The sequence below is a fragment of the Nocardia sp. bgisy118 genome (genome assembly GCF_057708605.1).
The window spans coordinates 143,752-158,210 of sequence record NZ_JBYISM010000008.1 but is presented as its reverse complement, the minus strand read 5'-3'; the positions used below and the strand labels follow the sequence as shown (position 1 = coordinate 158,210).

Annotated in this window: 15 protein-coding genes; 13 read left to right on the top strand and 2 right to left on the bottom strand. The window is 69.7% G+C overall.

Translation table 11 applies throughout. The annotated features are described in order from the left end of the window. Nucleotides 1-62 precede the first annotated feature (62 nt). Complete coding sequence (locus tag AC3EO7_RS12950; RefSeq protein WP_431967326.1) at nt 63-1,376, top strand: PucR family transcriptional regulator; 1,314 nt, start codon at nt 63-65, stop codon at nt 1,374-1,376. Between the two features lie 7 nt (nt 1,377-1,383). On the opposite strand, the gene AC3EO7_RS12945 is transcribed toward AC3EO7_RS12950, so the two are convergent. Beyond that, complete coding sequence (locus AC3EO7_RS12945) at nt 1,384-1,632, bottom strand: DUF2277 domain-containing protein (protein WP_431967324.1); 249 nt, start codon at nt 1,630-1,632, stop codon at nt 1,384-1,386. A gap of 153 nt (nt 1,633-1,785) precedes the next feature. On the opposite strand from AC3EO7_RS12945, the gene AC3EO7_RS12940 reads away from it, so the two are divergent. After that, nucleotides 1,786-2,622 carry a DUF1266 domain-containing protein gene (locus AC3EO7_RS12940; RefSeq protein WP_431967322.1) on the top strand — a complete coding sequence of 279 codons (837 nt, stop codon included), beginning with the start codon at nt 1,786-1,788 and terminating at the stop codon, nt 2,620-2,622. Between the two features lie 81 nt (nt 2,623-2,703). Here AC3EO7_RS12940 and AC3EO7_RS12935 read toward each other — a convergent pair whose 3' ends face one another. Then, nucleotides 2,704-3,660 carry a hypothetical protein gene (locus AC3EO7_RS12935; RefSeq protein WP_431967320.1) on the bottom strand — a complete coding sequence of 319 codons (957 nt, stop codon included), beginning with the start codon at nt 3,658-3,660 and terminating at the stop codon, nt 2,704-2,706. Nucleotides 3,661-4,251: 591 nt separating this feature from the next. Between AC3EO7_RS12935 and ftsH the strand changes: the two genes are divergently transcribed. The 11 genes from ftsH to AC3EO7_RS12880 all read left to right on the top strand — a co-directional run bounded on the left by ftsH (nt 4,252) and on the right by AC3EO7_RS12880 (nt 14,458). Continuing rightward, nucleotides 4,252-6,663 (top strand): ATP-dependent zinc metalloprotease FtsH, encoded by a 2,412-nt coding sequence (gene ftsH, locus AC3EO7_RS12930; RefSeq protein ID WP_431967318.1) that lies wholly within the window; start codon nt 4,252-4,254, stop codon nt 6,661-6,663. 149 nt (nt 6,664-6,812) lie between these two features. After that, nucleotides 6,813-7,421, top strand: coding sequence for a GTP cyclohydrolase I FolE (gene folE / locus AC3EO7_RS12925; protein WP_431967449.1), 609 nt, complete (start codon nt 6,813-6,815; stop codon nt 7,419-7,421). A 62-nt stretch (nt 7,422-7,483) separates the two neighbouring features. Then, nucleotides 7,484-8,311, top strand: a complete 828-nt coding sequence (folP, locus tag AC3EO7_RS12920) for a dihydropteroate synthase (RefSeq protein ID WP_431967447.1) — start codon at nt 7,484-7,486, stop codon at nt 8,309-8,311. Further along, on the top strand, nt 8,308-8,745 hold the full coding sequence (folB, locus tag AC3EO7_RS12915; protein WP_431967316.1) for a dihydroneopterin aldolase: 438 nt from the start codon (nt 8,308-8,310) through the stop codon (nt 8,743-8,745). The genes folP and folB overlap by 4 nt, the downstream gene beginning before the upstream one ends. Further along, a complete protein-coding gene (folK, locus tag AC3EO7_RS12910) occupies nt 8,742-9,290 on the top strand; it encodes a 2-amino-4-hydroxy-6-hydroxymethyldihydropteridine diphosphokinase (protein WP_435591279.1) in 549 nt (182 codons plus the stop codon). Before folB ends, folK begins: the two co-directional genes overlap by 4 nt. Then, complete coding sequence (locus AC3EO7_RS12905; protein WP_431967312.1) at nt 9,287-9,763, top strand: DUF3180 domain-containing protein; 477 nt, start codon at nt 9,287-9,289, stop codon at nt 9,761-9,763. The genes folK and AC3EO7_RS12905 overlap by 4 nt, the downstream gene beginning before the upstream one ends. Nucleotides 9,764-9,941: 178 nt before the next feature. Then, nucleotides 9,942-10,952: a DUF6779 domain-containing protein gene (locus AC3EO7_RS12900; protein WP_435591278.1), complete on the top strand. Its 1,011-nt coding sequence runs from the start codon at nt 9,942-9,944 to the stop codon at nt 10,950-10,952. A 273-nt stretch (nt 10,953-11,225) separates the two neighbouring features. Then, on the top strand, nt 11,226-12,158 hold the full coding sequence (locus AC3EO7_RS12895; protein WP_435591277.1) for a Rossmann-like and DUF2520 domain-containing protein: 933 nt from the start codon (nt 11,226-11,228) through the stop codon (nt 12,156-12,158). Between the two features lie 47 nt (nt 12,159-12,205). Next, nucleotides 12,206-13,156, top strand: a complete 951-nt coding sequence (gene panC / locus AC3EO7_RS12890; RefSeq protein ID WP_431967306.1) for a pantoate--beta-alanine ligase — start codon at nt 12,206-12,208, stop codon at nt 13,154-13,156. A 16-nt stretch (nt 13,157-13,172) separates the two neighbouring features. Continuing rightward, nucleotides 13,173-13,634, top strand: coding sequence for an aspartate 1-decarboxylase (gene panD / locus AC3EO7_RS12885; RefSeq protein WP_431967304.1), 462 nt, complete (start codon nt 13,173-13,175; stop codon nt 13,632-13,634). Nucleotides 13,635-13,663: 29 nt separating this feature from the next. Next, entirely contained in the window at nt 13,664-14,458 is a 795-nt protein-coding gene (locus AC3EO7_RS12880; protein ID WP_431967302.1) for a type III pantothenate kinase, read from the top strand. The last annotated feature ends 1 nt before the right edge of the window (nt 14,459 follow it).

The following is a 14,459-nucleotide window of genomic DNA, read 5'->3' as shown; positions in this document are numbered from 1 at the left end:
GATCGTGACACAATGGTGAGCGAGTTTCTTGGCCCATCTTGTCAAGCGGAACGGGTCGAATTGTGTCGAAAGTACAAAATGTCGAAGGTGCGTCCGGCGCTTCGGGACCGGGCGTTCGCGTCGGGCCGAACAGCGCGGTGGTGCGCGACTGGCTGGCCGACTACGTCTACGAGACGATGCGGACCGACACGCTCGATCAGGTCGTCGACCGGCTCGACGGCGCGATCGTCGCGCGGGTGCCGGAACTGGCCGATCGCGACATGAGCCGCGACCTCGCCGCGAGCACGAGGGCGCACGCCAGGACCATGCTGAGCGGGTTGACCAGCGACACCTTCGAATTCGCGTTACCCGAGGAAGCGCACGCCTTCGCGCGCACCATCGCCCGCCGCGGCTTCGACCTGCGACTGCTGCTGCGCACCTACCACGCGGGCATGGAGGCGGTGCTCGACTACATGACCGACGCCGTCGAGCAGCGCGACGTACCGCAGGAGATCGAGCGCGCCGTCATGCTGCGGCTGTTCGACCGGTCGACCAAATGGGTCAGCATGTCGGTGGAACTGCTCACCGACACCTATATGGAGGAGCGTGAGCGGGTGCTGCGCGCGGCGCTGAACCGGCGCACCGAGACCGTGCACGCGCTGCTGTCCGGGGAGGACATCGACGCCGACCAGGCCTCGATCCGGCTCGGTTACCGGCTCGGCAGGCAGCATCTCGCTTTCGTGCTGTGGACCGACGAATCCGAACCCGGCGGTGACGGGGAGTCGACCGGGCTGCTCGACCGCGCAGCCGCGCGGGTGGCCGCCGAACTCGGCAGCGCGCTACTGCTCACCGTGCCCTCCGGGGCCAGCGGGATGTGGGCGTGGGCCGGTCTCGACGACGCGGCGCACGCCTCCGATCTCGCCGCTCCCGGCAGGCTCGAGAAGCTCCTCGCCGCCCACGTGTCCGCGCCGGTGCGGATCGCTGTCGGGGTGCCCGCCGCGCGGGCGGAGGGTTTCCGCTCCAGCCATCGGGAAGCGGTCGCGGCGCGGCACGTCGCGGAGCTGGCCCCCGGTGACGGGACGCGCGTCACCGCCTACCGCGATGTCGAGATCGCCTATCTCGCCGGAGCGGACGAGGCCGCCATGCGCGGCCTGATCCACCGCGAGCTGCGCGAGCTCGCCGGCTCCGACGCCAACGCGGTCCGGTTGCGCCGGACCCTGCACGCCTACCTCGCCAGTCATCGCAGCCCGGAGGCCACGGCGAAACTGCTCGGGGTACACAAGAACACCGTCCGCTACCGAATCCAGCGGATCGAGGAACTGCTCGGCCATCCGATCGAGCAGCGCAGCCTGCCGTTGGAGGTCGCGCTCGCCTGCGTGGAGGCCTACGGGGTCTAGGCCCTGTCTAGTCCAGCTCGGATCGCCGCACCGCCGGTTCGGTGGACGGCGCGATCGTGGTGTCCGGCAGCTCCGCGAGCAGCGTCGTTGTCGCCGCGGCGATGGTCGCCACCGCTTTGTCCACGGCCGCTTTGGTCGTGCTGCTGAGGCCGGAAACCCCACCGACCTTGCGCACGTACTGCAGTGCGGCAGCGTAGATTTCCTGCTCGGTAGCGGCAGGTTCCAGGCCACGCAGGACGGTGATGCTCTTACACATGCGTGCACAGTAGCCCTCTGTCCGCCGATGCGTCAGGGCAAGAAACAGGCGCGTCGAAATTCTCTCGCGAAGTTGGGGACATCGCTCGCGAAGATGCGGACGCGTCGGCGATAAGCACAGCCCAGAGCGGATCCATGGGGAACAATCGGAGGCATGCCACCCCGCGGTATACCCACGTTGACGACCTTCCCGTACGAAGAGCTCGACAAGCGGGAAGAGGACCACTGGTCCGGTGCCGCGATATCCGACGACGAGCTGCGCGCCCTCTCGCTCGGCGGTTTCTACTCCGCCCGCTGGGACGCCTTCCACGACGCCCTGCTGCTCGGTCCCGAACGGGAGCATCCGCTCGGTGATCGCAGGGAGCTGGCCATCGACACCCTCACCGGCGCCTGGGGCATCACCGACGGCACCGAGGCGCAGGCGTCGATGGAGCAGTTGCTGGACGGTATGCACGCTCCCCTTTACGCGATGGTGCATCCGCTCGTCATGGCGTCGATCAACGCCAGCGAACGCGACCGCTTCGGCGAACGCGCCGACCGGCATCGCGCGTTCCTGCGCCAGGTCGGCTCGTTCCGCGGCATGGACAACCCCGAGGCGCTGGTCCGCGACTACGACATCTGGTCCCAGGCCATCAAGATCGGCTTCACCGACCACCTGGCTCGCCCGCTGCCCACCGACATCCACGCCTGGGATCTGGCTCGCGTCGTCGCGGTCGCGCGCATGGCGTTCACGGCGGGCTATCTGGAAGCCGACGTGGCCTGGGGATACCTCATGCGCGCACTGCCGCTGGCGCAGCGCAAATACCGCAACTGGCGCCAGTTCGGCGACGCCTATCTCGCCGGATGGACCTACTGGCAGGCCTGCGAGGACCTGGCCGAACTCAAGAACGGCGGCGTGGACCGGCGCATGGAACTGCTTCGGCTGTGGACCCGCCCGACCAGCCCCTGGCGCCGCATCGCGCTGAACGACAAGGGGCCGGACCAGGCGTGAGCGAACGTAGTGAGCGAACCATGTGCCAGCGCGCTCCGCGCATGCCTGAGCCGAGCGTCAGCGAGGCGCAGGCATGCGCGGTCAGGGAGTCGCTACGGAGTCCGGGAGGGAACGCAGGATTCCGCGGCCGTAGCGCTGGAACTGCCCGTCGTCGACCATGCCGAGCGAATGCCGCTCGACGAGCAGTTCCCATTCCGAATACAGCTGCGCCACACCGGGATCGGCGGGCCCGGCCGCGCCGTCGGCGGAGTCGCGGCGGACCGCGAAGTTCACCGCGCACGTCACCCGCTCGGTGTCGGCGCGGTCAGTGCCGGTGAAGTGCATGGTGAGGTTGCCGTCGTGCACCTCGACGCCGGTCTCGCCGCGTGCCGCGCCGATCTCGCCCGGCGCAACGGGCGCGCCCTCGGTGGACCTGGCCCACAGCACCGCCGGGATGGGCAGCTCGTGCGCGTAGCGGTCGCCGGGACCGATCGAGATGAACAGCAGGCGTCCGGTGGTCACGGCGAGCAGGCCGGGACCGGTGCCGACAGGCGGGTGCGCCACGGTGACCGCGGTCTCCAGTACGTACTCGTCGGCCGTGACGTAGCGATGCAGCGCCGCGATCGCGGGCTTGGCCTCCCGCCGCGGCGCCATCCTGCGCACCGCGCGATCCACGTCCGCGCGGGTCGGACCGGTCTTGGTCCAGGTCGGCGCGGGCGGGCTCAGGTCGGGCGCCGCCACGTCGATGCGTTGGGCGGCCATGATCTGGTCGTTGATCCGCTCCACGATCTCGGCCGCCGCGGGCACGTCGTGCTCGGCGATCAGTACGGGAAGCGGCGTGCGGTCGGCGGGTACGCCCGTGAGCACCGGCGTCGGATAGCGCAGATAGATCTCGATGACGACGGCGTCGTCCGCGCGTCGGCTGAGTCGTACCTTGAGCAGGTCGGTGACCGGCACGTCCAAGACGCGCTCGCCCTCGCTGCCCGGTCGCAGAACGATCAGCCGTCCGCGGCCGTGGCGCACTATCGCTGTGGGTGTCCGTAGCTCGACTATGTCCATACCCCCTGCGCTCTGGTCCGAGGTGCGGTGTTCCCGGGGCTCTTCGTCGTGATGCGAGCCGTCACGTCCCTGTGTCGCTCGCGCGCCGCTGTCGTCTCTGTTCCGCGGCGCCGCGTGCCCATCGTTCACACCGCTGTCTGGTATTGCGTGCGGTTGTATTGCGCGGTCTTCCCGAGGCCCTTCGGGGTCGTACACAAGCTGCCGCCTTCGTGCCCATCGTTCACGCCGCTGTGTTGTTTCGCGCGGCGCTCCCGGGGCCTTTTGGGGTCCGCCTCTGTGCCCGTCGGTCGCGCCGCGATGTTGTGTCGTCGCTCACGATAGGCCGAACATGCCATGATTGTGACCACTCGAGGTAAACCGGAGCGAGGAATCGGGAACCACCGTCGTCCTCCGACCGTTTACCTGTCGAACTGCACCAACTGCCGAACTGCGCGATGTATCGAGTAGACCGTACGCGGTAACGTGGCTTGTCCGCATCCGAACCCTCCCGGAATCGGGTAGGACCGGGCGGAATGCACCACGACGCGCCCGACGTTTCGCTAGGCAGAACCCGGAGACACCGGAAAGGACTGGCCGCCCGGCCTACGCTCTATGAACCGCAAGACAGTGTTCCGCACCCTGGCCATAGTCTCGGGCATCTTGCTCGTGATCTATGCGTTCAGCTACTTCGGCAATGACACGCGCGGCTGGAAGAGCGTCGATACCTCCGTTGCGTTGAGCCAGCTGGACGACAAGGGCAACGTCAAGAACGTCCAGATCGACGACCGCGAACAGCAGCTGCGCATCGAGCTGAACAACGGCAACGACGCGACCGGCGGCCAGAACAAGATCATCGCGAAGTACCCGGGCGGCGGTGAGACCTCGGCGCAGATCTTCGACGCCGTGCAGAAGTCCGGCGCGCCCTACAACACCGAGGTCAAGCAGGAGAGCTGGTTCACCCAGATCCTGCTGTTCGTGCTGCCGATGGTGATCCTGCTCGGCCTGTTCATCTTCGTGATGGCCCGCATGCAGGGCGGCGGCCGCGGCGGCATGATGGGCTTCGGCAAATCCAAGGCCAAGCAGCTGTCCAAGGACATGCCCAAGACCACGTTCGCCGACGTGGCGGGCGCCGACGAGGCCGTCGAAGAGCTCTACGAGATCAAGGACTTCCTGCAGAACCCCGTGCGCTACCAGGCGCTGGGCGCGAAGATTCCCAAGGGCGTTCTGCTCTACGGCCCGCCCGGCACCGGTAAGACGCTGCTCGCGCGCGCCGTCGCGGGCGAGGCGGGTGTGCCCTTCTTCACCATCTCCGGTTCGGACTTCGTCGAGATGTTCGTCGGTGTCGGCGCCTCCCGCGTGCGCGACCTGTTCGAGCAGGCCAAGCAGAACAGCCCGTGCATCATCTTCGTCGACGAGATCGACGCGGTCGGCCGCCAGCGCGGCGCCGGCCTCGGCGGTGGTCACGACGAGCGCGAGCAGACGCTGAACCAGCTGCTCGTCGAGATGGACGGCTTCGGCGACCGCACCGGCATCATCCTGATCGCCGCGACCAACCGCCCCGACATCCTCGACCCCGCGCTGCTGCGCCCCGGCCGCTTCGACCGGCAGATCCCGGTAAGCAACCCCGACCTGGCCGGTCGCCGCGCGATCCTGCGGGTGCACTCGCAGGGCAAGCCGATCTCCACCGAGGCCGACCTGGACGGCCTGGCCAAGCGGACCGTCGGCATGTCCGGCGCCGATCTGGCCAACGTCATCAACGAGGCCGCGCTGCTCACCGCACGCGAGAACGGCGCGGTCATCACCGGTGAGTCGCTGGAGGAATCCGTCGACCGCGTGATCGGCGGCCCGCGCCGCAAGAGCCGCATCATCAGCGAGCACGAGAAGAAGATCACCGCCTACCACGAGGGCGGCCACACCCTGGCGGCCTGGGCGATGCCCGACATCGAGCCGGTCTACAAGGTCACCATCCTGGCCCGCGGCCGCACCGGCGGCCACGCCATGACGGTGCCCGAGGACGACAAGGGCCTGATGACCCGCTCGGAGATGATCGCCCGCCTGGTCATGGCGATGGGCGGCCGCGCGGCCGAGGAACTGGTGTTCCACGAGCCGACCACCGGCGCGTCCTCCGATATCGACCAGGCCACCAAGATCGCCCGCGCGATGGTCACCGAGTACGGTATGAGCGCGCGCCTGGGCGCCGTCCGCTACGGCCAGGAGCAGGGCGACCCGTTCCTCGGCCGGTCGATGGGCATGGGCTCGGACTACTCGCACGAGGTCGCACGCGAGATCGACGAGGAGGTGCGCAACCTCATCGAGGCCGCGCACACCGAGGCGTGGGCGATCCTGAACGAGTACCGCGACGTGCTCGACGACCTGGCCACCGCTCTGCTGGAGCGCGAGACCCTGCACCGCAAGGATCTCGAGGAGGTCCTCGCCGCGGTGGAGAAGCGCCCGAGGATCACCGCGTTCAACGACTTCGGCGAGCGCGTCCCCTCGGACAAGCCACCGGTGAAGACGCCGGGCGAGATGGCCGCCGAACGCGGCGAGTCCTGGCCGCCGGAGCCGGTGCAGCCGTCGCTGGCCGCCGCCACTCAGCGGGAGGCCGTGCCCGCCAACGGTTATCCGCAGGACGGCGGCCGCCACCCCGAGCCGCAGTACGGCTACCCGGGCCAGCCCGCGTCCGGCGGCTACCCGGCGCCGCATGCGCCGACCCAGGCGTACCCGCGTCAGGGCGGCACGCACGGCTCGCGTCCGGACTACGGCGCTCCGGCCGGTTGGTCGGCCCCGGGCTGGCCGCCGCGGGAGGAATCGCAGCAGCCCGCCGGCCAGCCGGGTTACGGCGGCGGCTGGAGCGAGCCGGGCGAGTCCCGGCACGGCTACCAGCCGTGGAGCAACCCGCAGCAGGACGCTTCCGGCCAGGAGCGCGGTGGCTACGGCCACGACGGCTACGAGGAGCCGGGTCGTTCCAGCCAGCGCGGCGAGGGCGAGAACCATGAGTGGGATGGACCGAACGGACGGCGCTGAGCGGGCGCCGATTACGCTCGACCATCGGGGTGCCGAGTGATTGCCGGCGCCCGAGATTTTGGAGGTGTCCTCGATTGTCGGCCAACAACCAAGCCGTCGGCTCGGCGCTCAACGGTCGCGACGAGGTCGAGCGCTACGATTCCGCGCCTGTGCCGACCCGGTCCGAACTGGTCGCACTCGAGACGGGGCGGCCGTTCGACCAGGACCGGGCCGAAGCTGCCGTTCGGGAATTGCTGATCGCGATCGGTGAGGATCCGGACCGTCCCGGCCTGATCGAAACGCCCGCCCGCGTGGCGCGCGCCTACCGCGAGACCTTCGCAGGGCTCTACCAGGAGCCGGACGCGGTGCTGAACACCACGTTCGACGAGGGACACCAGGAGCTCGTGCTGGTGCGCGACATTCCGATGTACTCCACCTGCGAACATCACCTGGTGTCCTTCCACGGCGTCGCCCACGTCGGATACATCCCGGGCGAGCACGGCCGGGTCACCGGCCTGTCCAAACTGGCCAGGCTGGTCGACCTCTACGCCAAACGTCCGCAGGTGCAGGAGCGGCTGACCAGCCAGATCGCCGACGCCATCATGCGCAAGCTGGAGCCGCGCGGCGCGATCGTCGTGGTGGAGGCCGAGCACCTGTGCATGGCCATGCGCGGCATCCGCAAGCCGGGCGCGAGCACCACCACGTCGGCCGTGCGCGGCCTGCTGCAGACCAACGCCGCCTCGCGCGCCGAGGCACTCGAACTGATCCTGCGCCGGTGAGGGAGGCCGCGGTGTCCGGTCGCACGAACGTCATAGCGCGCGGCGGCCGCCGCTGCGTGGTGATGGGCGTCGTGAACGTCACCAGCGATTCGTTCTCCGACGGTGGGCGCTATCTCGATCGTGGCCTCGCGATCGAGCACGGCATCGAGCTGTACCGGGCGGGCGCCGACATCATCGACGTCGGCGGTGAGTCGACCAGGCCGGGCGCGGACCGCGTCGACCCGGAGACCGAGGCGGCCAGGGTCGCGCCGGTCATTCGCGGTCTGGTGGCGGCGGGCGTGCCGACCAGCGTAGACACCATGCGGGCGAGTGTGGCCGAGGCGGCGCTGAACGCGGGCGTCTCGGTGATCAACGACGTCTCCGGCGGTCGCGCCGATCCCGAGATGGTGAAAGTCGTTGCCGCCGCTGATGTTCCGTGGATCCTCATGCACTGGCGGGCGGGCGCGGACTACCGGCACACCGGCCCGGCGGATCACTACGACGACGTCGTGGCCGAGGTGCGCGCCGAGCTGACCGCGCAGGTCGAGCTGGCCGCCGCCGCGGGGGTCGACCCGTCGCGGCTGATCCTCGATCCCGGTCTCGGTTTCGCCAAGAACGCCGACCACAACTGGGCGCTGCTCGGCGCGCTGCCCGAATTCGTCGCCGACGGCCTGCCGATACTCATCGGCGCTTCACGCAAACGCTTCCTCGGCGCCCTGCTCGCCGACGCCGACGGCCCGCGGCCGCCGGACGGCAGGGAGGTCGCCACCGCCACGGTCTCGGCCCTGGCCGCTCTGCACGGCGCCTGGGGAGTTCGCGTGCACGACGTGCGCGCCTCGCTGGACGCGATCGCCGTCACCGACGCCTGGCAGCGTGCCGCCCGGCCGACCTCGCGAGGAGCCCTCGGATGAACCCGCCCACCGCACCGGTGACCCACGAGGGCCGACCGGGGGAGCATCGCGCTCTACCGTCCGGGCCGGACCGGATCGAGCTGCGCGGGTTGCGCGCGTTCGGACGCCACGGGGTCTTCGAGCACGAGCGCCGCGACGGCCAGGAGTTCGTGGTCGATCTCACCGTGTGGGTGGATTTCACGGCGGCCGCGGCCTCCGACGACCTGGCCGCCACGGTGGATTACGGCGCGCTGGCCGAGCGTGCGGTGCGGATCGTGCAGGGCACACCGCGCAATCTGATCGAGACGGTGGTCGCCGAGATCGCCGACGATGTGATGACCGATCCGCGCATCCGTGCGGTGGAGGCGGTGGTGCACAAGCCGTCGGCCCCCATCCCGCACACCTTCGCCGATGTTCGCGTGGTGACCGCACGCGTCCGCGAGGGCGCCGAATGAGTCGCGCCGTCCTGTCGATCGGCTCGAACATGGGGGATCGCCTCGCGCATCTGCGCAGTGTGGTCGACGGGCTCGCGGATCGCGTCGTCGCGGTGTCGCCGGTCTACTCGACCGCGCCGTGGGGCGGCGTAGACCAAGGCGATTTCCTCAATGCCGTAGTGCTGGTGGACGATCCGGAGCTGGACTGTCTCGGCTGGCTGCGCCGTGGACAGGAATTCGAGCGGGCCGCGCACCGGGTGCGCGAGGTGCGTTGGGGCGCACGCACTCTCGACGTGGACGTGGTGTGGTGCGCCGAGCCTGGTCCGTCGGGGCCGGTGCCGTGCGTCAGCGCCGATCCGGAGCTGACGCTGCCGCATCCGCAGGCGCACAACCGAGCCTTCGTGCTGATCCCGTGGCTGGACGTGGAACCCGAGGCGCGGCTGACCGTCGAGGGCGTGGACCGGCCGATCCGGGAATGGCTCGCCGCGCTCGCCGCCGACGAGCGCGCAGGCGTGCACCGGACCGAGCTGTCGCTGCACCGGACCGCGGGGGGAGCCGCGTCGTGAAACTCAAGCCGACCCGTGCGCTCGATCTCGGGGCCAACGTGCTGATCGCCGCGGTCGTCGCGTGGATCGCCACCAGGGTCGCCTACGCGAACTTCCCGCCGATCTCCGTCTACGCGGGCGCTTCGCTGTATCCGGTGGCCGCCATCGAGGTGGCGCTCGCCTTCGTCATCCGCGCCAGGGTCAACGACCAAGAGATCGGGGACGGTCGGCACCAGCTGCATCCGATCACCGTGGCGCGCGCCGTGGCGCTGGCGAAGGCGTCGCTACAGGTGGGTTCGATCGCGGCAGGCGTCTGGCTCGGTTTCCTGTGCTGGGTCTTCCCGCAGCGCGGCACCCTGCGCGCGGCCGCCGCCGATTCGCCCGGCGCGATCGTCGGCATGCTGGCAGGCATCGCGCTGGTGGCCGCCGCGCTGTGGCTCGAGTATTGCTGCCGGGCGCCCGACGAGCCGCCGGACGAACCGGCAACTACTTAGCGAATATTCCGAATGGAAGCGACAGACCAGTTTCTGGGCGTGGACCGCCAACCCCGCTACCCTGGCGTGCATGGTTTCACCCTCCCGTAGCAGCACTTCCCGTCCACGACGGGATCAAGCGGGAAAACTGTTCGTCGGCGCTGTGATACTGCTCGGTCTGATTGCCAGTGTTTTCCTGGTGTTCAGCAATAGCCTGCAGTTCATCAGGATCGGTCTGATCGCCGCCCTGTGGGCGGCCGCGATCGGCGCGCTGGCCGCCACCAAGTACCGCAAAGACGCCGATGTCGACAAGGCGAAAGTGCGTGATCTGCAGACGGTGTACGAACTGCAGCTCGAGCGCGAGATCACCGCGCGGCGTGAATACGAGCTCGGGGTCGAGACCAGGGTGCGCGAGGAAGTGGGCGCCGACGCGGCGGAGATGGCCGCGCTGCGGGCCGAGTTGACGGTGTTGCGGCAGAGTCTGCAACGCCTCTTCGACGGCGATCTGCCGATGGATCGCCCGGCACTGCGCGCCGATGCCACCCGAATCCAGGAGTTGACGAGCGGTTACGGCGATCCGGCGAACGATAGCTCCGCGAATGCCAACGGATGGGCCGGTCCGCACCAGCAGCACTCGCGCAGCGCGGTGACCCCGATCTTCGAACCCGGTCACCCGGCGCCCCCCGTCTTCGCAAGTCCCTTCGACGAGCCGGTCACCGCCGAGACCGCGGTCGTCTCGGTCGACGACTACCCGGAAGACGACTACCCCGAAGACGACTACTCCGAAGCCGATTACCCCGAAGGCGACTACCGCGACGACGAGTACGCCGACTACGAGGACGCCGGATACCCGAACGTCCAGTACCAGAACGGGTACCGGAACGACGCGACCGACCACCGCACCCACACTCCCGAGCAGGCGAGCGTCCCCGGCGGCTGGTCCGACGCCTTCACCGACCCGGTCGAGCGCCAGGAAGCGCCCGCCGAATCGTCCGTCCCGCCGCGCCTCCCCCCGATGGACGGCGACTCCGCCCCGCGCCCGACCATCGGACCACTACCCACCCCGCAGCCCGCACCCACCGTCGGCACCGCGAGCTCCCGCCGTCGCCGCCGCGTCGACCCCGACACCGACTCCGGCAACGCCTCCCGCCGCCTCTCGGTCGCGGAGATCATGGCCAACCTCCAGTCGGAACAGAACGGCCACGGCTGACAACCTTCACGACCGTTGGCAAGCGACACGAACGCTGCGCACGCCAGTCGCGAAACCTAGGAACAAACAGGCCGACCCCCGCGCTCCCAGCCACCCCCAGGGCGAGTCTTACGAACCCGCGCGCGCCAGCGCGCCAAAGACACTGTTCTTCAAATCACGGTCGGGGGGCATGGCATCGGCAAACTTCGGGCCGATATCCTCGGGTCGTAACGTCTGGTACCCGCGGCGCGGGACTGGAACGACATCGAGAGGACAGTGTTGACCTCGAGAAGTGTGACTTCTGACAACGCGGCTTCGGGCTTCGACCCTGCGCCCGCACGCCTGACGGTGGGAATCGTCTCGGCGGGACGCGTGGGTTCCGCGCTCGGCGCCGCGCTCGAGCGAGCCGGGCACGTCGTATTCGGCGTCTCGGCCATTTCCGATGCCTCCAAGCATCGTGCCCGGCTTCGGCTGCCCGATTCGGAGATCCTGCCGGTCGAGGAGGTCGCCGCGCGCAGTGAGCTGTTGCTGCTGGCGGTGCCCGATACCGAGCTGGCGGGGCTGGCGCGCGGTCTGGCGTCCGCGGGCGTGGTGCGGCGCGGCACCATCGTGGCGCACACGTCGGGCGCGAACGGCGTCGGCGTGCTCGCGCCCTTGGCCGAGGTCGGCGCGCTGCCGCTGGCGATCCACCCCGCGATGACCTTCACCGGCCACGACGAGGACATCAGCAGGCTGGGCAATGCCTGCTTCGGCATCACCGCCGCCGACGACATCGGCTATGCGATCGCGCAGTCGCTGGTGATCGAGATGGGCGGCGAGCCGGTGCGCGTGTCGGAGGAGCACCGGGCGCTCTATCACGCGGCGCTCGCGCACGGCAGCAATCATCTGGTGACGGTCGTGCTCGACGCGGTGGACGCGTTGCGCGAGGCACTGTCCGGTCCCGGTCTGCTCGGGCAGCAGATCGTGGACGACCAGCCGAACGGCTTGGCCGAGCGGCTGCTCGCCCCGCTCGCGTCGGCGGCGCTGGACAACGCGCTGCGCCGCGGCCAGGCCGCGCTGACCGGCCCGGTGGCGCGCGGTGACGCCGAGGCCGTCGCGACCCACCTCGACGCCATTGCCGCCGTGGACGGCAGGCTCGCCGCCGGGTATCGCGCCATGTCGCTGCGCACCGCCGAACGAGCCAAAACCAATCCCGCCCTGATCGAGCTTCTGGAAGGACGCCGTTGATGGATCCGAAGTTGCCCGGCGCGAGCGACGGGCCCGGAGGAGGCAGCATGCGTAACCACGGAGGGCCCCGGGAGCGCCGAATCGAGCAGAGCGCCTACCGGGCCGGCGAACTGACCGTGCACCACGACCCGAGCGTGGTCGCCGCGGTGGCGAAGGCGTTGCGCGGCGTCGGCCGCACCGTCGGTCTCGTGCCGACCATGGGCGCGCTGCACGAGGGACACCTGGAGATCGTGCGCCGCGCGAAGCGGACCAATCAGGTGGTGATCGTCTCCGTCTTCGTGAACCCGCTGCAGTTCGCCGCGAACGAGGACCTGGACAAGTACCCGCGCACCCTGGACGCCGACGTGGAGCTGCTGCGCGCCGAGGGCGTCGACCTGGTGTTCGCCCCGAGCGCGTCGGACATGTACCCCGACGGTCCGCGCACCACGGTGCAGCCCGGCCCGGTCGGCGCGGAGCTGGAGGGCGCGAGCCGCCCGACGCATTTCGCCGGCATGCTCACCGTGGTGGCCAAGCTGCTGCAGATCGCGCGGCCGAGCGAGGCGTTCTTCGGCGAGAAGGACTACCAGCAGCTCACGCTGATCCGGCAGATGGTGCGCGACTTGAACTTCGACGTGAAGATCGTCGCGGTGCCGACCGTGCGCGAGCAGGACGGTCTCGCGCTCTCCTCGCGTAATCGCTATCTCGATCCGGCGCAGCGCGAGGCCGCGCTCGCCCTCTCCGCGGCGCTGTCGGCGGGCAGGCACGCGGGCGGCCTGGGCGCCGAGGGCGTGGTGGCCGCCGCCCGCGCCGTGCTCGATGCCGTGCCCGGCGTCGACGTCGACTACCTCGAGGTGCGTTCCTCGACCCTCGGCCCGGCCCCTGTCTCCGGCAATGCCCGGTTGCTGGTGGCCGCCAAGGTCGGCGCCACCCGGCTGATCGACAACGTCGCCGTCACCCTCGGCGCCCCGATCGACGGCCACCCCACTCTCGCATCCCAGCCGGAACCGGCAGCTTTCTAGAAAGGCGACGACGAAGATGTTGCGCACCATGATGAAGTCCAAGATCCACCGCGCCACCGTGACCCACGCCGACCTGCACTACGTCGGCTCGGTGACGGTGGACCAGGATCTGCTGGACGCCGCCGATCTGCTCGAGGGCGAGCAGGTCTGCATCGTCGACATCGACAACGGCGCCCGCCTGGAGACCTACGTGATCGCGGGTGAGCGCGGTTCCGGCGTCATCGGCATCAACGGCGCCGCCGCGCACCTGGTCCACCCCGGCGACCTGGTGATCCTGATCGCCTACGGGATGATGGACGAAAAGGAGATCGCCGAATACGACCCCAAGGTCGTCTTCGTCGACGAGCGCAACCGCCCGATCGAGCTCGGCTCCGATCCGGCGCACGCCCCTGAGGGCTCCGGCCTCACCTCGCCACGCTCGCTGCGCTCACCCGCCCCGCCGGCTTCGCCGGCTGCCATCCCCGTGGTTTTCGCCTGACGGCGCCGAATTCGAAAGTCGGGTGAGCAATGCTGCTGACCATCGACGTCCGCAACACCAGCATCGAGCTCGGCCTGTTCTCCGGCAGCGGCTCGCACGCCAAGCTGGCGCGGCACTGGCGGATGCACACCAATCCACTGCTGACCGCGGACGAGTTCGCCATGCAGGTGCGCGGACTCGTCGGCGCCCAGCTGGACGAGGTGATAGGCGTCGCGGCGCTGTCGACGGTGCCGCCGGTGCTGCACGAACTGCGCGCCATGCTGGAGCGGTACTGGTCGCACGTGCCGAACGTGGTCGTGGAACCCGGTGTGCGGACGGGCATTCCGCTGCTGGTGGACAATCCGAAGGAGATCGGTGCGGACCGGATCGTGAACGCGCTCGCCGCCCAGCAGCGCTTCGGCTCGGCCGCGATCGTGGTCGATTTCGGCACCGCGACCACCGTGGACCTGGTCTCCGCCAAGGGCGAGTTCCTCGGCGGCGTCATCGCGCCGGGCGTCGCCATCTCCAGTGAAGCGCTCATCGAGCGAGCCGCGCTGCGCCGCGTCGAGCTGGCGCGCCCGCGTTCGGTGGTCGGCAAGAACACCGTGGAGGCGATCCAGTCCGGTGCGGTATTCGGATTCGCCGGGCTGGTGGACGGTCTGATCGACCGGATCCGCGACGAACTCGACGCCTTCGCGGGCGACGATGTGGCCGTGGTCGCCACCGGCATCAGCGCGCCGTTGATCGTGCCGGAATCGGAGACGATCGAACACCACGAGCCGCACCTGACGCTGACCGGCCTGCGCCTGGTCTACGAACGCAACCAGCAGCGCCGCAAATCCTGAT